Source organism: Thiocapsa marina 5811 (assembly GCF_000223985.1).
GTDB classification, from domain to species: Bacteria; Pseudomonadota; Gammaproteobacteria; order Chromatiales; family Chromatiaceae; genus Thiocapsa; species Thiocapsa marina.
The window spans coordinates 61,448-81,081 of sequence record NZ_AFWV01000016.1; the positions used below are offsets into that span (position 1 = coordinate 61,448).

The window sequence follows — 19,634 nt, forward strand, 5'->3', positions numbered from 1 at the left end:
GGACAAGCGTAGCGCAGTCCACCAGCGCCGGCACAGGGCTCGGTGGACTTCGCTCTCGCTCGTCCACCCTACGGGTTTCTACGGCTCGTATCGCAAGGTCAGGTAAAACGCCCTCCCCGGCTGGTTGAACAGATACGCGGTCTGGTAGTCCTCGTCGAGTGCGTTCTCCAGTCGCCCCTGAATGCGTACCGCAGGGGTGAAGGCGTACTCGGCGCGCAGACCCAAGAGGGTATAACCGTCCAGCCGCTCGCTGTTGGCCAGGTCGTCGAATGTTCGCCCGGCGACATAGAGGCTTAGCCCCGCAGACCAGCGCTCGAACCGACGGTCCAGATCGAGCTGGACCATTTGCTCGGGGCGTCGCGGCAACAGATTACCCTGATTCGGGCCGTTCGAGCGGTTTTCCGGATCCAGCAGGGTGAGACTGGCGCCGAAATCCCACTCACGGATGCTCAGCAATCCGGACGCCTCGAAGCCGCGGATGCGGGCCGAGGCGATATTGGCCGGCGCGTAGGTGACCGAGTCGAAGGCGATCAGGTCGTCGATGTCGGTCTCGTAGAGACTCAGCTCCCAGCGGCCCAGCGGCAAGGCGCCGGTCAGACCCAGCTCCAGGCTGGCGGATTCCTCCGGGGACAGATCGGGATTACCGAAGCCGGGGTAGTAGAGGTCGTTGAAGGTCGGCGCCTTGAAGGCGGTGCCGTAGGACAGAGAGACGCGAATCCCTTGATCGAACAGATAACCCCAAGCGACATTGCCGGTCGTCTGTCCGCCGAACTGCTGGTAGTCGTCGTATCTGAGGCTGGCGGCAAGCTCGTTCGCCCCGATGGAGCCGAGATATTGTCCGTAGACACCCGTGTTGCTGCGCGAGTCGTCCGTGTAGTCCACGGTGCCCGAGATTCGGTCGACCTGGTAGTCCAGTCCCAAGGTAAAGAGCTGCTCGGGGATCAAGGCGAGATCGTTCTGGATGCCGAAGCTGTCGCGCTCGGTCTCGAAGCTGTCGACGAAACGCTCGGGCACAAAGGCGTCGGAATAAAACGCCCGATACGTGTCCTGACTCCGACCGGCCGAGAGGGTCAGGGTCCAGGGATCGAGCGGACGCAAGGTGCCTTCCACGCCGAACACCTGTTGCTCTGAGCGCGAGAGGTTGCCCGCGAAGATGGACCCGTCGAAATCGGTCCGGTTATCGGAGGTGAGGAGACTGAAATCGACCTTGGCCCTGTCGCTGAATTCGTAGCCGGCGCGTGCACTCACGCCGAGGTTGCGGTAGCCGTCGCGATCCGGCTGGTCGACGCCGCAGCCGGCGAAGGGGAAGGCGCGGCCGTCGCAGGCATTGATCCCGTCGGTCTGCTCCATGTTGGCGCCGACGTCGAACCAGCCCCGCTCCCCGCCGCCCGAGATGCCGCCCGCAACACTCGCCGTATCGAAGCTCCCCGCGCCGACGCTGAACCGCGGTCGTAAGGCACCGCCGCCGCGGCGGGTGAAGATCTGGATCACGCCGCCGATCGCCTCCGATCCGTAGAGGCTCGAGCGTGGACCGCGCACGACCTCGATACGCTCGATCTGGGCGATCGGCAGATCCTGCAACGGCGCCGTGCCGAGGGTCGCCGAACCGACCTTCACGCCGTCGATCAGGACCAGCACATGGCCCGCATTGGTCCCGCGCAGAAAGAGCGACGCCGGCTGACCGGCCCCGCCGCTGCCCGAGATCGTGACGCCCGGCAGGCCCCGCAGGGCATCCGGGACCGAGCGAAACTGACGGCGCTCGATCTCCTCGCGATCGATCACGCTGACCGACGCCAGGGTGCGATCTTCGGGCTCCGGCGTACGGGTTGCGGTCACCACGAGGGGATCAAGGATCACAGTCTGCGTGTCCGCATGCAGCGGCAGACCGAACGACAGCGACAAGGCCGCCGCCACAAGAGGGATTCTCATCGACAAACTCCGACACAGGCCCGAGCGCACCCGCATGGGCCAACAGAAAGAAGGGGTCGAGAGAACGACGTCGGGCGAGAGCGGAGCCGTGACGATACGACGGGGCCGGCATCCCGGCCGGCCGCCCCGCGCGACCCCGGTTCGAGGCTCCTCCCGAGTGTCTCGAAGACGCGAAAGGCCGACGGCTGGTCGGCCCTTGCACGCATGTAAGACGCACGAAACGGTCCCCGATCATCCGGCCGGTCTCCGGGCTCACGAGCGGGGTCGAACCCCGGACGCGGCGCCTTCCCGTGATGACTCACAGTGGCATCTCGCCGCGTCTTGACTCGTCTACCGTTGCGGGGGCAGCGTCGGATTTGCGGGTCCCGAGGGCACCGCGCACCGACTTCCCGTTTAACCCGGAAGGCGAAGGCCTTCGAGGCACCGGACAATCAACGCGGCACTGTAGGGTTTTGGCGATCGTCGCGTCAATCCGCACGGCGCCTGTCCGAGGCCGAGCGCTGACCTGGATCAATAGATGCCGTCAAACTCGGGCGAGCGCAGATCGCGCCGCTCAGAAGATGGTGCTGATCAGATAGGACGTATAGGCGACGAAACAGCCGAGGAGGAGCAACCCCTCGAGTCGATTGATCCGACCCGGACCGCGAAATCCGTAGCCGATGACGAACAGTGAGAGGGTCAAGGCGCCCATGACCATCATGTCGCGCGAGATCACCTCCGGCGGCACCGTCGTCGGATGGATGGCCCCCGCGATACCGACGACCGCCAGGGTATTGAAGAGGTTGGAGCCGATCACGTTCCCCAGCGCCAGGTCATGCTCGCCCTTGCGCACGGCGATGAGCGAGGAGGCCAGCTCGGGCAATGAGGTCCCGATCGCCACGATGGTCAGACCGATGACGAGATCGCTCACACCCAACCCGTGCGCGATCTCGACCGCCCCCCAGACCAGGACGCGCGAGCTCACGATCAACAGCACCAACCCGACAGCCAACCAGGTCAGGGCGCGAGACAGCGGCATGGGATGGGCCTCGAGCGACTCCACCACCTCGCCGGCCAGCGCATCGGAGCGCTGACGCAGGCCCTCCCGGATCGACCAGCCCATCAGGAGCGCAAACACGACGAGGAAGGACCAAGCGTCCATGCGGGTCAGCTCTCCGTCCCGGAGCACGAGAACGGCGAAGGCGGTGACACCCGCCAGGATCGGCAGCTCCTTGCGCAAGATACTCGAATGCACGGCGATCGGGCTGATCAGCGCGGTCAGACCCAGGATCAGGGCGATGTTGGTAATGTTCGATCCGTAAGCGTTGCCCAACGCCAGCCCCGGATTCCCTTGAGACGCCGAGATGGCGGAGACCACCATCTCGGGCGCCGAGGTACCGAAACCGATGACGACCATGCCGATCAAGAGCGGCGGCATGCCCATGTGGCGGGCGGTCGCGGCAGCCCCGTCGACAAAGCGATCCGCGCTCCAGACCAGCAGGGCCAAACCCAAGATGACGGCAAGTATCGGCAGAGCCATGATGAGCGGGGCGCCTCCTCGCGAAAATCCGGATGTGAAAAGGCCCCCCATCTTATCAGCACGGAGCGTCGCGGACGCAGCCTCGCACCGCGCCGGATGCACGAGACGAGCCGCGAGACGCGACCCTCCGCCCGCGCCCTACGGCTTGAAGAGGGTGCTGATCAGGTACGAGGTGTAGCCGACATAGCAGGCCAGGAGCAGCAGTCCCTCGATGCGATTGATGCGACCCGGTCCGCGGAACCCGTAACCGATCACGAACAACGACAGCGTCAGCAGACCCATCACCATCATGTCCCGCGAGATGACCTCCGCAGGCACGACCATCGGATGGATCGCCCCCGCGATCCCGACCACCGCGAGCGTGTTGAACAGATTCGACCCGATGATGTTGCCCAGGGCGATGTCGTGCTCGCCCTTGCGCGCGGCGATGATCGAGGAGGCGAGCTCCGGCAGCGAGGTTCCCACGGCAACGATCGTCAAACCGATGATGAGGTCGCTCACACCCAGCGCATGTGCGATCTCGACCGCACCCCAAACCAAGAGTCGCGAGCTGACGATCAGCAGTACGAGACCGATCACCACCCACAGCAGAGCGCGACGCAGCGGCATCTCCGCCGCATCGAGCTCCTGCTTCATCTCGTCGGCCAAGGGATCGGAGCGATGTCGTAGACCTTCCCGAACGGTCCAGAACATCAGTGCCGCGAACACGCCCAGGAAGACCCAGGCGTCCATCCGAGACAGCTCGCCGTCCAAGAGCATCAGGACGGCAAAGATCGTCACTGCGGCGAGGATCGGAAGCTCTTTGCGGAGCACGCTTGAATGCACCGCGATGGGGCTGATGATCGCGGTCAGACCCAGGATCAGCGCGATATTGGTGATGTTCGAGCCGTAGGCGTTCCCGAGCGCGAGCCCGGGATTGCCCTGCATGGCCGCCAAGGCGGAGACCACCATCTCCGGAGCCGAGGTTCCGAAGCCGACGATCACCATGCCGATCAGCAATGGCGGCATGCCCAGATGTCGAGCGGTCACGGCGGAGCCTTCGACGAAGCGATCGGCACTCCAGAGCAACAGCGCCAGACCGAAGACGACGGATAATGAAGCTAGAACCATAAAGAGACGAAACGCCTCGTACTCGGGGTTGGATTTGACAGGCTGCGGAGTCTACAGCGCTACGGGGACGGAGCGAAGCGCCCCCGCTTGGCTAAACTCGGGGCATGGATCCGATCTCCGCCGCCATCCTCTTGGCCTCGGGCCTCTTGATGGAGAAACTCGGGCCGCGAACGCTTCGAGCCCTGGTCCGACTCACAGGGATGCTGCTGATCATGATGGCCGTGCAGCTGCTGATGGACGGCGTGACCGCCTATATCACCGACCTGCGGACGGGCTGAGCACGGGGGATGTCCTTGAACCTAGATCCGGCAGTTGACCGCTTCGTGCTTCATGCAAGGCTTTGACTGCCTTGAAGTTCGTGGTCGTCCGAGGGATCACCCGTCGGGTGACGGCCGCTACGCCCCCTGGAGCACGCCCCGCGCGGCGCCCGGCTGCGTTGCAACGCGTTGGCGTAGAACCACTACGCCGCCTCGTTGCGCCTTGCCGGACACCGCGCGGGACGCACTCCAGGGGGCGTTCAACTGCCGGATCTAGGTTGAAACGAAACGGTGTCGAGGGCGAGGTGCTTATTCTCGAGCGAATTGGACGTTCGCCGAAGCCACAACCCTTGGCGAGCTTGGACAATGGGTCCGAACCGACTTGGAGCCCGGATCGGTCTATCAACCACCCGGAGCGCAGTTGGCTAACCGCGTTCATCGGGTTCTTTCTTCGCCGCTACGGTCTCCCCTTTGACCACCTTCGCCATGGCCTCGGAGAACGCGATCGACTCCGTGAACAGCCGATCGCCCGCGCGGTGTGCGAGTTGGGCGGCGACCATCTGTTCGAGCCGCTGCTCCACCGCCGGTGTCGATGAGGGTCTCACCGAATCATCGCTCGGGATGTGGCGAATATGATGGCCCTCGTGGCGATATTCGGCATAGCCGGCCGGCTGAGCGTCGCCCGCCCGCCAGCTGATGCGCATCCAGTCGATATTGGGCGGACCATCGTCGCGGCGTTGCATCGTGATACGGACCGGACCGTTCGGCGACTCGAACCGCCAATTCAGCTGGCTGCCCGCCTCGGCAACACCCTGTTTCGGCTGCCAACCGAGACGCGAGGCCAACCAGCCGAGCAGCAACCAGGCCAGCGGCAGCGCGTGGGGGCCATGGTGCAACGCGATGGCGTCGATGCGCTGCAGCGCACCGGGCAGCGTGCTCGGGTCCAGGCTCTGTGACAGCATCCGTCGCCAGGGCTTGAGCCGGCGCCATGCCAGATTGAAGATCACGGTGCGGTTGTTCTTTGACCATCTCACCATTGCCAGCACACCGCTTGGCGGATCCGCCCAGCCGATGCTGTCGTAGATGATTTGGTTGGCCATGGGCGCGAAGGCATCGAACACCGCACCGGTGAGCGCAGGCGGTCGCGGACTGAGCCACCACAGCGCGCACGGAAGGTCGCTGATCAGCAGTGAACGCACGATCGATGCCGCGCGCGCCGCGCTGCCCACGCCGAAGCGCAATTCAATATGCTCGGCGCAAAGCTGCTGGCCATCGCCGGTGCGGCGACAGTGGGACGTGACCCAGGCCTGCACGCCTTCACCGGCCTGCTCTTCGATGAGAGCCAGCACCAGGACCCGTGCCGGGTGATGTTGCACCAACCGCGGTATCCGATCCGCGGCGTCCAACGCCTGGTCCTCGCCGTCGCAGAAGATCATGACGTTGGACATGGAGGCCCGGGTGACCGTACCGCCGTCCTTCTGCTGACCGTTCATGGTCGCCCAGATTGCGGTGAGCTCGCGTTCGATCTCCACCGGGTCGATGTAGTCGTCTGCAGAACGATTCATGGCGGCGACCCGTCTTTAGAGTTGACGCCAGGCGCAGCCGTCGGCGTCGATCAGCCGATCGGCTTCGATCGGCCCCCAACTGCCCGCCGGGTATTCCGGCAACCAGCGCTCGCCGCTCGCCTCCCAGGCATCGAGGATGGGCTGGATCCAGTTCCAGGACGCCTCCACCGCGTCGTCGCGCATGAACAAGGTCGCATCGCCCGCCATCACATCGAGCAGGAGGCGTTCGTAAGCCTCCGGCGACTGGTCGCCGAAGGTCGAGCCGTAGCGGAAGTCCATCTTGACCGGGTAGATCTTCACCTTGGGCCCCGGCAGCTTCGAGCCGATGCGCAGGGACAAGCCCTCGTCCGGTTGGATGCGAAGCGCGAGCACATTGGGCTCGAGCGGATGATCCGTGTCGGTGTTGAACAGCATGTGCGGCACCGCCTTGAACTGCACCGCAACCTCGCTGACGCGTTTCGGCATCGCCTTGCCGGTCCGGATATAGATCGGCACACCCGCCCAGCGCCAGTTGTCGATGAACAAACGCAGGGCAACGAAGGTCTCGGTGGTCGAATCCGCGGCCACGCCGTTCTCGCGGCGATAACCCGGCGCGTTCTTGCCGTGGAAGAAGCCCGATGAATACTGAGCCCGCACCACATGCCGCTCGACCTCGTCGATGCGCAGCGGGCGGAGGCATTGCAGCAGGTCCAGTCGTCGGTCGCGGATCACGTCGGCGCGCATACTCCAGGGCGGCTCCATGGCCACCAACGAGAGCAACTGCAGGATATGGTTCTGTACCATGTCACGCAGGGCGCCGGCCGTCTCGAAATATCCCGCGCGTGTGCCGACCCCCTCCGCCTCGGCCACCGTAATCTGCACATGATCGATGTATTTGGAATTCCACAGTGGCTCGAAGATCGAATTGCCGAAGCGCATGGCCAGGATGTTCTGGACCGTCTCCTTGCCGAGATAGTGATCGATGCGGTACAGCTGATGCTCGGCGAAACAAGACTGGAGTGACTGGTTGACGGCGAGCGCGCTGGGCAAATCGCGCCCGATGGGCTTTTCCACAACCAGACGGGTGAAGGGCAGATCCTGGTCCGGCGGCGCCACTAGGCCTGCGTCCCTCAACCCGAAGACGCAGGTATCGATCAAGGAGGGTGGGATGGCGAGATAGTAGAGCCGGTTTCCGGAGATGCCGAAGCGCGGCTCGATCTCGTCGAGACGCATCCTTAGCGTTGCATAGGCCGAGGCCTCGCTGAACTCGCCTTGCTGATAGAACAGATGCTCGGCGAAATCCAGCCAGTCCTCCTCGCTCAGCTCGCGCCGCGAGAATCGTTCGATGCCCTCGCGCGCGAAGTCCCGAAACGCGTCATCGCTCATCTCGTCGATGGCGAACCCGATCACTGCGAATTGTGTCGGCAACAGGCCGTCCAACGCGAGATTGTAGAGTGCCGGGATCAGTTTGCGCCGGGACAGGTCGCCCGCGCCGCCGAAGATCACGATGGTGCAAGCCTGCGGAAACAATGACTGGTTTCGACCGGTCATCAACGGGTTCGAGTCGGCCGGGTTCTCGGTCATGGCTGTCTACCTCTTCACGGATTCCTGCCGATTCCTCTCGCTGAGCAGCGCCGAGGGGATCGTGCCGGTGAGAATCGAGTACCTTCGCGTCAAGAGATGCCGCGGTCGAGGCCCGAGATGATACCGATCGAAGCGTAATGCGGACGAATCGCTTCCGGCTCAAGGGCAGAGTGAACCGAGAGTGAAGACGCTGCCCGAAAAAGAATGGTACCGCCATCTTCACAAAGGATCGACCAGGCGCCGGCGCTGATTGCGCTCGACCGTCGCTGTTCCCGGCGACCCGAGAGACAGCAAGACGCGCGTTGCTGTAACCGTCGACCCGGGGTCCGGACGCAGGCTCACGACCCGTCGGAGATGTCCGCGCCGCTCTCGGTTGAGCCTTGACCAGCCTTCCGGCCCTCGCTAGCCTCTCGTCCTGACGCCGCCGCAGGCTCACGGAGGCGGTTGAATTTCCGAATCCGTAAGCCGCGATGGCTGGATCCCCGGCGAGTTCGACGCGACGCCGGTCCTCGCCTATGCCGGCACCTGCGCCGCTTGCGGCCACCCCTCGCCGCCCCCCCGGGAGACGCCGATGTTCCGATTCACCATGGCCGCCGCCCTGCTGCTGGCCAGCGCCAGCGCCTTCGCGCAAACCGCGGACCGCATCTGGTCGGGCGGCCCCATCCTGACCATGAACGATGCGGCGATGCGCGCCGAGGCCATTGCGGAACGGGACGGCAGGATCATCGCGGTGGGCAGCAGCGAGGAGGTGATGCCGCTGCGCGGGCCGGACACCCGGCTCATCGACCTGAACGGGCGCGCGCTGCTTCCGGGCTTTGTGGATGCCCACGGCCACATGATGATGGGTGGGCTGCAGGCGCTCTCGGCCAATCTCCTCGCCCCGCCGGACGGTGACGTCACGAGCATCGCCTCGCTGCAACAGGTGTTGCGTGACTGGGTTGCGGCCAACCAGGCGGCGGTGGACAAGGCAAAGCTGATCATCGGCTTCGGCTACGACAACGCCCAGCTCGCGGAGCTGCGCCATCCTACACGCGACGACCTGGATGCCGTCTCCGATGACTATCCGATCCTGATCATCCATCAGTCCGGCCATCTCGCGGTGCTGAACAGCAAGGCGCTCGAGATCGCCGGCATCTCCGCGGCCAGCAAGGACCCGGAGGGCGGCGTCATCCGCCGGCGCGCGGACAGCGAGGAGCCCAACGGCGTGCTGGAGGAGCTGGCCATGTTCAGCGCGCTGTTCAAGATCCTGCCCGCCATCGGGGCCGAGGGATTCAAGGAATTCGCGCGCGCGGGCAGCAACCTCTGGGCGCGCTTCGGCTACACGACGGCGCAGGAGGGTCGGTCCTCGCCGGACACCGTGCGCCTCATGCGGGAGGTCGCCGCCGAGGGCAGCTTCGCCATCGATGTCGTGACCTACCCGGACGTCCTCATCGACCGCGACTTCATCAAGGCCGGCGTCAGCCCAGGCTACGACCAGCGCCTGCGCATCGCTGGTGCCAAGCTCACCATCGACGGCAGTCCGCAGGGCTTCACCGCCTGGCGCGACCAGCCCTACTACAAGCCGATGGGCAACTATCCGCCGGGCTACTCGGGCTATGCGGCGGCCACCGCGGAGCAGGTCTTCGATGCCGCGCTCTGGGCCGCGGAGAACGCTATCCAGCTGATCACCCATGCCAACGGCGAGCGTGCGATGGACCTGCTCATCGCCGCCCAGCGCGCCGCCGCAGCCAGGCATCCGGAGGCCGGTGCGCTGCGCCCGGCGCTGATTCACGGCCAGTTCGTGCGGGCCGACCAGCTCGATGACTTCAAGGCGCTGGGGGTCATCCCATCGCTGTTCCCGATGCATACCTTCTACTGGGGCGACTGGCACCTGGAGCACACCGTCGGCCCGGAGAAGGGGCAGAACATCTCGCCCACGGGCTGGGTGCTGGAGCGCGACATGATCTTCACCAGTCACCACGACGCGCCGGTCGCCTTCCCCGACTCCATGCGCGTGCTGGATGCCACCGTCACACGCCGGGCGCGGGGCTCGGGCGTGGTCGTCGGGCCGCAGCACCGGGTGGACGTGATCACGGCGCTGAAGGCCATGACCCTCTGGCCCGCGTACCAGCACTTCGAGGAGACGACCAAGGGCTCGCTCGAGGTGGGCAAGCTCGCCGACTTCGTGATCCTCTCCGCCGACCCCACCGCGGTGGACCCGGAGACGCTGGACACCCTGGCGGTCACGGAGACGGTCAAGGAGGGCCGCACCGTCTTCCGTCTCGACGCACGGACCGCGCGGGCGGCGGAGAACCCGGGCTTCACCCGCGCCATGGCGGCGCTCGCGGGCGCGAGCCATGCACCGCGCATGATCCAGCCGAGCGCCTGGTCCCAGGTGCTTGCAGGGCAGAAGGCCGCCGTCACCACCGCCTGCCTGTCCGACCTTTTCCTCGCCCTCTCCGACGGTATGGCCTCGGCGCCGGGGCGCTGAATCATCCGGTCGTCGTCGAGGCACGGGGGGCCTCGGGCGCTCGTCCAGACGGCCGGGCACCGACGCCGCAAGCCATCGCCGCACTCATCGAGCAGGTGCGCATCCGCAGGCTGGGGAATTCAACGTCCGGTCTGTTGCATCGACCAGACGCTCTCGTCCGAGAGGCCAGTGGCCGTAAGTAGCCGATTACAGACTCGTTTAACACGGCCAACCCGACGACAGCCATCGCGCTCTTTGCGCCTTCGCGGTTCAGACTCCGATCCGCCGCAGTATCCCCTCCGCCGCCATCAGCCCGTTGACCGCCGCGCCCACGATGCCGCGCGACTTCCCTGCTCCGTCACCCGCGACGAAGAGTCCCGGCACGTCCGTTTCCAACTCGGGACTGGTGGGGTAGCGGACGTCGTAGAACTTGATCTCGGGGACATAGATGGTGGTCGATGGATGGGCGACGCCGGGAATGACACGGGCGAGCAGCTCCAGGCTCTCCTGCAGGTTGCGCACGATCCGGCCGGGATAGGCGAAGGAGATGTCGCCGGGCGTCACGCCGGGGCCGGGCGGCAGGGTCGGCATCAATTTGTCGAAGCCCGACCGAGCGGAAAAGAAGCTTTCCGTCTTGGAGCGCCGGCCGGCCATGAGATCGCCCCAGCGCTGGACGACGAGACTGTTGCCGCCGCCCCAAAAATTGGCGAAGCGTGCGACCTGTTGTCCCATCTCGGTGGTGTCCTGCAGGGGCTCGGTCATGCCCACGGTGTTCAAGATCGCGAAGTTGGTGTTGGTCGTCTTGGATGCTTTGAGCGCGTCGCCGTTGACCAGGCGGAAATCGCCATGCTCCTCGATCCTGACATGGCCGCCGGGATTGGTGCAGAAGGTCCGTGTGCGATCCTGATGCGTCGGGGTACAGAAGATGAACTTGGGGTCGTAGAGGACCTCGGTGATCTCCTCGTAGACCGCCGAGGCGATCTCGACTCGGCAGCCGATGTCGATCACGCCGTGGCCGGTGTGCACCCCGAGTGCCCGCGCCTTCTCCCGGAACCAGTAGGCACCTTCGCGCCCCGGCGAGCAGACCAGATAGGGCGCGCGGAAGTCGCCCGCGGCGGTCTCGATCAGGAAGCCGCCGTCGATCTCGCGGCGGATCTCGGTCACGGCGGTCCCCAGCATCAAGGTGCCGGCGCGTTGCTCGACCGTGTCGGCCATCGCCTTGGTGACCCGGTGCGCGAAGTCGGTCCCCATGTGCCGCTGCACCACCGGGACCAATTGGATATCCCAGCGACCCTTCGAGGCGGGTCGGCGCACCCAGGAGACGCGATCGAGCCACCATTGAACGCGCGCCTCGTCCATCCCGTGCAGCGTCGGATCCGCCCCGTGGTCGAGAAAGATGCGATCCACCTCCTCGATCCGACGGGTCGCCTCCTCCTCCGACAACCCGAGCTCGGTAAGATCCAGCCCGATGTGCGGGGAGAGGTTGAGCTTGCCGTCGGTGTAGCCGCCGGCCCCGCCCGGGCGCGGGCGGCGGTCGATGACCAGGACCTTCATCTTGCCCGCGAGCCGCATGGCCGCGAACAACCCGGCGGGCCCAGCCCCGATGATGACGACGTCGAACGCTTTGGCCGGCATGCTCGTCTCCTTAAACCGCGCCCGGCGCGGTCTGCGATGTTTTTGGATGGGATCGGCCCCGGCAGATTTGACGGCCGGTGGAGCCGGCGCGGTTTAAGATTGTAAAAAAACGAGAATGAGCATCTCGCTCTGGACGCGGTTTAGACCCTCGATGATCCACGGGGTTACTCCGGATTCAGCTCCACGGAGGGAACGCGAAAGAGAACGCGCTTGACCTCGTCGAAGTAGTCCGGGAGATAACACTCCCGCAGCCGCACGGGCAAGCGCTCGAGCCGAACCTCGGGTGCCGCGGGCAGTGCGAAGAGGTACTCGAGCAGGAACTCGACGTTTTGCGACAGGTGGCCTTGGTAGGCCCGCCCGAGACGCTGGCGGATGATGCGATCCTCGTGCATACAGCGGCCGATCTCGCTCTCCAAGGTCTCCTCGGCGTCCGAGCAAATGATCTCCACGCGCACGGCGGACTCGCCGCTGCGCACGAAGGTCTCGAAGCGGTTGCGGGTCTCGTGCGGCGAAACGCCCTGGTCCCGGAAGACGCGCTCGACCTTCTCGGGAAGCCCTTGCTCCAGAATGCGCTCCTTGTCCGGAGCGTAATCGACGAGCAGATTCACCGCACGGTAATCGCCCCTGTGGACCTCCCGCTCCACCAGCCGACACCCAAGCCCGCCGAGGATCTCGGCGAGTCGCGCCTGCATGCCCGGCTCCATGACGACCTTGATCCCGGCCACGTCGTTGATCTCGACATCATGGGGCCAACAGGGCGAGGACGTCGCACGCAGACGATCCAAGAGCAGGCGCGCGTGCGCGTCGAGCGCATCCGGGTCGGCGAAGAGGTCGTCTTGCGCCGGTCCGGCGATGCCGCACCTCGTCCGAGCCGAATCCGAGATCTGCGGATCCGATCGAGCCTGCAGGATGATCTCTTCGCAGAGCCAATCGACGACCTTGCGCGCGGACTTCTCGGCAAGCCGTCGGATGCGTTTGATGCGACTCGAGCCCACATAGCGACGCTGACCGCAGGACTCTGCGAAATAGAGGGTGCCCCGAAACGGGGTCTCGCGATAGAAGCGCCCGAGGTCGGCCCGGTAGTCGGCAACCAACCGGCTTGCCCGCTCCGAGGAGCTCGGCAGGTAGGCCGCGAGCTGGTCCTTGAGGTCACCCTTGGTGAAGCATGTCCGCCGCGCGATCCGATCGCCGTGCAAGCCCTGCAGCAGACCCTGTGCAAGCAGCGGGAGATAACGCGCGACGTACACCGAGTTGAAGTGGACCAACCGGAGTAGAGCCGTCGGGTCCGACGGCTCGAACCGATCGAGCATCCAGCGTCCGATCAGGTCGTGCAGGGCCTCGCGATGGATGAATCCCGTGATCGTGATCATCGTGACCTGGTGGCCGGCGCGGCGATCCGATCGCCTGCCGATCCGACGTCCTCTTGGTGACTCGACACGGGGTCCACCCTTGCGGTCGCCCATTCCCGACCGACGCGACCGGCGTTCAGGCCGCGAAATCGCGCAGGCGAACCGGCTGGCGACGATCGCCCCACTGTCCCGGCGCGGGCTCGAAGACGCCGGCGCAGGGAGCCCCGCAGCGGTTGCAATGTCCGTCCGCGGTCAGATTCCAATCCGAGAGCCGATACCAATCCCGGCCGATGAGCGTCTGTCCGCAGGCGTGGCAGTAGGTGCTCTCGCCATTCTTGTCGTGGACGTTGCCGGTATAGGCATAACGCACGCCGTTCTCGAGCGCAATGGCTCGGGCTCGGGTCAGTGTGGATGTCGGGGTCGATGGATAATCCAACATCTTGTAGTCGGGGTGAAAGGCCGTGAAGTGCATCGGGACATCCGGACCGAGATGCTCGACGACCCATTGGGTCATGGATTGGAGCTCGGCATCCGAATCGTTCTCCCCGGGGATCAGCAGGGTCGTCAGCTCCACCCAGACCTCGGTCTCGCGGACCAGGTACTCCAGGGTTTCCAGGACGGGTTGCAGATGACCGCTGCAGAGCCGGTGATAGAAGTCATCGGTGAAACCCTTCAGGTCGACATTGGCGGCATCCATCCACTCGAAGAATTCGACCCGCGGCTCGGGACAGATGTATCCGGCGGTCACGGCGACCGACTTGATGCCGCGTTCGCGACAGGCCCGGGCCACGTCGATGGCATATTCGTGAAAGATCACCGGGTCGTTGTAGGTGTAGGCAACACCGCGACAGCCGAGCGACTCGGCTGCCCGCGCGATGGTCTCGGGCTCGGCCGCATCCGCGAGGGTGTCCATCTCGCGGGACTTGCTCATGTCCCAGTTTTGGCAGAACTTGCAGGTCAGATTACAGCCGGCGGTCCCGAACGAGAGCACCGGGGTCCCGGGAAGAAAGTGATTCAGCGGTTTCTTCTCGATCGGATCGATGCAGAAACCGGACGAGCGACCATAGGTGGTCAGCACGATCCCGCCCTGCTCGCAGGCGCGCACGAAACACATGCCGCGCTGCCCCTCCTTGATCCGACAGAAGCGCGGACAGAGATCGCACTGCACTCGGCCATCGTCGAGACGGTGCCAATACCGCGTCGGGACGACCCCGTTCGCCGACTCGCGACGCATCGCTTCAGGCTTCATCGCAACCTCCCGCTCGGCTGTTGCCGAGACTTGATCACGCCATCGCGCTCGACCCCGCGGCCGAACGCCGGTTGAGCCAATCTCTCTATTCAGTGTGGAAGAGCCGGTGACGAATGCAAGCCTGCAACGGCTGCGGCGCGCGGCCTCCATCGGCGCTTCGATCGGGCCGAGAAGCAGGGCCATGCGGACACCCGTCGGGGTCGCCCGCGAGACTCCCGACGCATCCCGACTATACTTGGAGTGTAAACCACAGCCTCGGAGACGGTGCCCGACACCGTCGCCACGCGTGCAGGAGGAACCATCCATGACACTGTCGCGACGACCCGCGGTGGCCGGTCTCTTTTACCCCGGCGATCCACGCGAGCTCAAACACATGGTGGACGGTTATCTCGCGGAGGCGCCTGCTCGGGACACACCGCCGAAGGCCCTGATCGCGCCCCATGCCGGCTACATCTATTCCGGCTCGATCGCGGCCAGCGCCTATGCGACCTTGTTGCCGGCGCATGCGGCGATCACCCGCGTGGTCCTTCTCGGACCCGCCCATCGCGTGCCCGTGCGTGGTCTGGCGACCAGCAGCGCGGAGTGCTTCGACACGCCGCTCGGCTCGGTCGATCTGGATCGCGCAGCGATCGATTCGGCGCTGGCGCTACCGCAGGTCCGGATCATGGACGAGGCGCATGCCCAAGAGCACAGCCTCGAGGTCCAGCTCCCGTTCCTGCAGGAGGCGCTCGACCGCTTCACGCTCGTGCCCTTCGTCGTGGGCGACACCAGTCCCGCGGAGGTCGCCGAGGTGTTGGATCTGCTCTGGGGGGGTCCGGAGACGCTGATCGTCGTCAGCTCCGACCTCAGCCACTATTACGATTACGCCACCGCGAAACGGCTCGATACGGCGACCTCCACGGCCATCGAGGCGCTCGAACCGCAGGACATCCATTACGAGCAAGCCTGCGGGCGCATCCCGGTGAATGGCCTGCTCGAGCTGGCACGGCGACGCGGCTTGCACGCACGCACGCTCGACCTACGCAACTCCGGCGATACCGCAGGTCCGCGCGACCAGGTGGTCGGGTATGGCGCCTATGTTTTCCATTGAGGCCGCGCCTGCCTACCGCACCGAGGAACGACAGATGCTCCTCGGCATTGCCGCCCGATCGATCGAGCACGGATTGAATCAGGGCTGTCCCCTGGAACCGGATCCGCACGACTACCCGGCCGCGCTCCAAGCCGAGCGCGCGACCTTCGTGACGCTCCAAATCGACGGAGCTCTGCGCGGCTGCATCGGCGTACTGGAGGCGATTCGACCGCTGGTCCTGGATGTGGCACACAACGCCTTCGCAGCAGCCTTTCAAGATCCGCGTTTCCCGCCCCTGACGCGCGCCGAGCTGCCGCGTCTCGAGATCCACATCTCGGTCCTGACCCCGCCGCACGCCATGCAGTTCAGCTCGGAGGCCGACCTGCTCGGGCAGATCAGACCCGGGATCGACGGGCTGATCCTGGAGGATCGCGGTCGGCGCGGAACCTTCCTGCCGTCGGTGTGGGAGCAATTGCCGAGCCCCTCGGAGTTCCTCGAGCACCTGCGCTACAAGGCGGGTCTACCGTCGGGATACTGGTCGGATACCCTCGCCGTCTCCCGCTATGCGACCGAATCGTTCGGCGCCTCGATCGAGGAGGCCTTCGGCGAGGGCCGTCGCTCCGCATGAAGGGCTGCCCTCTCGAATCCCGTCTCGATGCCGCAGGGCGTCGATCTTCACCCTGACCCGAGTCAGATCATGCCCATTGCCTCACTCGAAGCGACCGCGCTCTATCGACGCTGCGACCCCGAGCAGCTCCAATTCGAGACCACGGCGGATCTCGATGTGCGCGACGGACTGATCGCGCAGGATCGCGCGATCGCGGCGGTTCGTTTCGGAATCGGCATTCATCACGAGGGCTACAATCTCTTCGCACTCGGCCCTTCGGGGACCGGCAAGTACGCCTTGCTCCGGAGCGCGGTCGAGGAGCGCGCCCACGGCGAAGCAGTTCCGCCGGACTGGTGCTACGTCTTCAATTTCGAGGACGCACATCGCCCGCGCGCGCTGCGTCTGCCGCCCGGCAAGGGCGCTGAGCTCAAGCGCGACATGGACCAGCTGGTCGAAGACCTGCATCGGGCGATCCAGGCGCTGTTCGAGAGCGACGAATACCGGACCCGCACCCAGGCGCTCGAAGAAGAGCTCGAGGAACGCCAAGAGCGTGCCATGGGCGAGATCCGCGAGCTGGCCAAGGAGAAGGACGTCATCCTCCTGCAGACCCCGACCGGGTTCACCCTCGCGCCGTTGCGCGACGGCAAGCCGCTCGGACCGAACGAGTTCCATGCCTTATCGGAAGACGAACGCGCCCGGATCGAGGAGGACATCAACAGCCTTCAGGCCGAGATGCGCAAGGCATTGCACCAAATGCCGCTCTGGAAGAAGCGCTCGGACGAGCAGATCGAAGCGCTGAATCGCGAGATGGCCGCCGCCGCCATCCAGAGCCTGATGGAGGGACTCTGCGAGAAATACGCCGATCTCCAGGCCGTCGTCGACTACCTCAATCAGGTCCAGGACGATGTCGTGGAGAATTTCCGCCAGTTTCTTCCCGATCACGACAAGCAGCCGCAGCTGCTCGGGATCTGGATCCCGCAGAACACCGACGGCCCGCCCTGGCATCAACGCTACCGCGTCAACGTCCTCCTCGGACACGACAAGAACGGCGGCGCCCCGGTCGTCTACGCGGATCTGCCGGCGCATCATCAGCTGGTCGGCCGCATCGAGCACCGCGCCCACCTCGGCGCGCTGGAGACGGACTTCACCATGATCCGCGCCGGCGCGCTGCATCAGGCCAACGGCGGCTATCTGATCGTCGATGCACTCAAGCTGCTGATGCAACCCTTCGCCTGGGAGACCCTAAAGCGCCTCCTGCAGGCCGCCGAGATCCGCATCGAGTCGCTCGCCCAGATCACCAGCCTCATCAGCACCCTGTCGCTGGAGCCCGAGCCGATCCCCCTGGATGTGAAGATCGTGATGCTCGGCGAGCGGCACATCTACTATCTGCTCTGCGAGCTGGACCCGGAATTCAGCGAGCTGTTCAAGGTCGCCGTCGATTTCGAGGATCAGCTCGAGCGCGGTCCGGAGAGCCATCTGGTCTATGCACGCTTTATCGCCTCCGAGGTGCGCCGCGCAGGGCTGCATCATTTCGACCGCGCGGCGGTCGCACGGGTGATCGAGCACAGTGCGCGCTTGGCCGACGACAACGAGCGGCTCACCAGTCACATGCGCTCCATCGGCGATCTGGTGCGCGAGAGCGATTATTGGGCCAAGACCGCCGGGCGCGAGACGGTCGGGGCAGAGGACGTCCAACGCGCCATCGACGCCAAGATCGAGCGCGTCGACCGCATCAGCCGTCGGCTACGCGAAGAAACCACCCGCGGAACCATCCTGATCGAGACGCGCGGCAGCAAGGTCGGTCAGGTCAACGGGCTCGCGGTCATGAGTCTGGGCGGATTCGCGTTCGGACATCCGAGCCGGATCACCGCCCGCGTGCGACTCGGCAAAGGCGAGCTGATCGACATCGAGCGCGAGGTCAAGCTCGGCGGCCCCATCCATTCCAAGGGCGTGCTCATCCTCCAGGGTTTCATCGCCGGGCGCTATGCACTTGACTATCCGCTTTCACTCTCGGCCAGCCTGGTGTTCGAGCAGTCCTACGGCGGTGTGGAGGGCGACAGCGCCTCCTCCGCCGAGCTCTACGCCCTGCTCTCCGCGCTCGCCGATCTGCCGATCAGCCAATCGCTTGCGGTCACCGGCTCGGTCAATCAGCTCGGGGAGGTCCAGGCGATCGGCGGGGTCAACGAGAAGATCGAGGGTTTCTTCGACGTCTGCGCGGCACGCGGTTCGGTCGACGGACAAGGCGTCCTGATCCCTGCATCCAACGTCAAACACCTGATGCTGCGCGCCGATGTGCGCGAGGCGGTGGCTCGGGGTCGTTTTGCGGTCTACCCGATCGCGAACATCGACGAGGGGATCGAGATCCTGACCGGGATGCCGGCCGGCACGCGCGCATCCGACGGGGCCTTCCCCGCCGGCAGCGTCAACGCGCGTGTCGAAGCCCGCCTGGTCGGATTCTCCGAGCGCCTGCGGGCCCTGCATGCACGGGACGGCAAGTCCCGATCGGGTGAAGGGGCCGAACCATGAGCACCGAAGCCTCGAGCGGGCGAATCCGCCGGATCGCGGTCGCACTGGACGCCTCCCCTCACAGCCTACAGGGTCTGACCTTGGCCGCCGGCATCGCCGCCGCTCTGGACGCCGAGCTCGAGGGCGTTTTTGTCGAAGACACCGAGCTGCTGCGTCTCGCCGGGCTGCCCTTTCTGCGCGAGCTGCGCCTCGCGACACTGTGCGAGAGCGCCCTGGACGCCGAACGGCTCGAACGCGAGCTACGCGCGGCGGCACGCGGCGTTCGCGAACGGCTCGAACGCACCGCTGTCGAGCTGGGTGTGAACTGGTCGTTCCGGGTCTGGCGCGGCGATCTCGAGGCCGAGATCCTGGGTGCCGCACTCGATGCGGAGCTCTTCGCGTTGGGGCGAATCGGACGGTTTGCCCCGCTGCGACGGCGACCGCGGCCGATCGCCCCCAAGCCGCGGAACGGCGGCCCCCTCGTCGGCGTGCTCTATTCCGGCAGCGAGGGGGCCACGCGCGCCCTCGCGATCGCCTTGGAGTTGGTGGTCCGACATGCCGCGAACCTCGTGGTCATCCTGCAACCCGAGATCTCCGCGGATACGGCCACGCTGCGCGGCCGCGTGCTCGAGCAGCTCGCAACCCTGCACGAGCAGACTCGCCTCGTGTCGCTGGAGGGCGCCGATGCGGCCGGTCTCTCGGCGACGGTCGGGAAGCTCGGCATCGATCTGCTCATCCTCGACGAGACCAATCCGCTCCTGGCACGCGCCTCGCTCTGGAACAGTCTGGAGAGCCTGGGCTGTCCGGTGGTGATCGGACGCTGAGCGA

14 protein-coding genes and 1 riboswitch are annotated in these 19,634 nt (G+C 65.6%); of the genes, 6 read left to right on the forward strand and 8 right to left on the reverse strand.

The genetic code is table 11. The annotated features are described in order from the left end of the window. Positions 1-78: 78 nt before the first annotated feature. From btuB to THIMADRAFT_RS20580, 3 genes are all read right to left on the reverse strand, one after another. Positions 79-1,929: a TonB-dependent vitamin B12 receptor gene (gene btuB, locus THIMADRAFT_RS20570; RefSeq protein WP_007195035.1), complete on the reverse strand. Its 1,851-nt coding sequence runs from the start codon at positions 1,927-1,929 to the stop codon at positions 79-81. A gap of 220 nt (positions 1,930-2,149) precedes the next feature. Then, a riboswitch (cobalamin riboswitch) is annotated at positions 2,150-2,372 on the reverse strand. A gap of 110 nt (positions 2,373-2,482) precedes the next feature. Continuing rightward, entirely contained in the window at positions 2,483-3,448 is a 966-nt protein-coding gene (locus THIMADRAFT_RS20575; protein ID WP_007195036.1) for a calcium/sodium antiporter, read from the reverse strand. 138 nt (positions 3,449-3,586) lie between these two features. Beyond that, positions 3,587-4,558, reverse strand: coding sequence for a calcium/sodium antiporter (locus THIMADRAFT_RS20580; RefSeq protein WP_007195037.1), 972 nt, complete (start codon positions 4,556-4,558; stop codon positions 3,587-3,589). A 104-nt stretch (positions 4,559-4,662) separates the two neighbouring features. On the opposite strand from THIMADRAFT_RS20580, the gene THIMADRAFT_RS25945 reads away from it, so the two are divergent. Then, positions 4,663-4,836: a MarC family protein gene (locus tag THIMADRAFT_RS25945; protein WP_007195038.1), complete on the forward strand. Its 174-nt coding sequence runs from the start codon at positions 4,663-4,665 to the stop codon at positions 4,834-4,836. Positions 4,837-5,240: 404 nt separating this feature from the next. On the opposite strand, the gene THIMADRAFT_RS20585 is transcribed toward THIMADRAFT_RS25945, so the two are convergent. Further along, on the reverse strand, positions 5,241-6,380 hold the full coding sequence (locus THIMADRAFT_RS20585) for a glucose-6-phosphate dehydrogenase assembly protein OpcA (protein ID WP_007195039.1): 1,140 nt from the start codon (positions 6,378-6,380) through the stop codon (positions 5,241-5,243). A 15-nt stretch (positions 6,381-6,395) separates the two neighbouring features. Then, positions 6,396-7,943, reverse strand: a complete 1,548-nt coding sequence (gene zwf, locus THIMADRAFT_RS20590; protein ID WP_007195040.1) for a glucose-6-phosphate dehydrogenase — start codon at positions 7,941-7,943, stop codon at positions 6,396-6,398. Between the two features lie 571 nt (positions 7,944-8,514). Between zwf and THIMADRAFT_RS20595 the strand changes: the two genes are divergently transcribed. Further along, positions 8,515-10,413, forward strand: a complete 1,899-nt coding sequence (locus THIMADRAFT_RS20595; protein WP_007195041.1) for an amidohydrolase — start codon at positions 8,515-8,517, stop codon at positions 10,411-10,413. 249 nt (positions 10,414-10,662) lie between these two features. On the opposite strand, the gene THIMADRAFT_RS20600 is transcribed toward THIMADRAFT_RS20595, so the two are convergent. The 3 genes from THIMADRAFT_RS20600 to amrS form a co-directional block, all read right to left on the reverse strand. Then, positions 10,663-12,027, reverse strand: a complete 1,365-nt coding sequence (locus tag THIMADRAFT_RS20600; protein ID WP_007195042.1) for an NAD(P)/FAD-dependent oxidoreductase — start codon at positions 12,025-12,027, stop codon at positions 10,663-10,665. 164 nt (positions 12,028-12,191) lie between these two features. Then, the gene (locus THIMADRAFT_RS20605) at positions 12,192-13,397 is read right to left on the reverse strand and encodes a hypothetical protein (RefSeq protein ID WP_007195043.1); all 1,206 of its coding nucleotides are present in this window, start codon (positions 13,395-13,397) and stop codon (positions 12,192-12,194) included. Positions 13,398-13,512: 115 nt separating this feature from the next. After that, the gene (gene amrS / locus THIMADRAFT_RS20610; RefSeq protein WP_007195044.1) at positions 13,513-14,625 is read right to left on the reverse strand and encodes an AmmeMemoRadiSam system radical SAM enzyme; all 1,113 of its coding nucleotides are present in this window, start codon (positions 14,623-14,625) and stop codon (positions 13,513-13,515) included. A gap of 304 nt (positions 14,626-14,929) precedes the next feature. Here amrS and amrB point away from each other — a divergent pair, with 304 nt between their 5' ends. The 4 genes from amrB (at position 14,930) to THIMADRAFT_RS25010 (ending at position 19,630) form a co-directional block, all read left to right on the forward strand. Next, entirely contained in the window at positions 14,930-15,715 is a 786-nt protein-coding gene (gene amrB / locus THIMADRAFT_RS20615; protein WP_007195045.1) for an AmmeMemoRadiSam system protein B, read from the forward strand. Further along, entirely contained in the window at positions 15,693-16,322 is a 630-nt protein-coding gene (gene amrA, locus THIMADRAFT_RS20620) for an AmmeMemoRadiSam system protein A (RefSeq protein WP_139052929.1), read from the forward strand. Before amrB ends, amrA begins: the two co-directional genes overlap by 23 nt. A gap of 69 nt (positions 16,323-16,391) precedes the next feature. Further along, a complete protein-coding gene (locus tag THIMADRAFT_RS20625) occupies positions 16,392-18,827 on the forward strand; it encodes a Lon protease family protein (protein ID WP_007195047.1) in 2,436 nt (811 codons plus the stop codon). Further along, positions 18,824-19,630 carry a universal stress protein gene (locus tag THIMADRAFT_RS25010; protein ID WP_007195048.1) on the forward strand — a complete coding sequence of 269 codons (807 nt, stop codon included), beginning with the start codon at positions 18,824-18,826 and terminating at the stop codon, positions 19,628-19,630. Before THIMADRAFT_RS20625 ends, THIMADRAFT_RS25010 begins: the two co-directional genes overlap by 4 nt. The last annotated feature ends 4 nt before the right edge of the window (positions 19,631-19,634 follow it).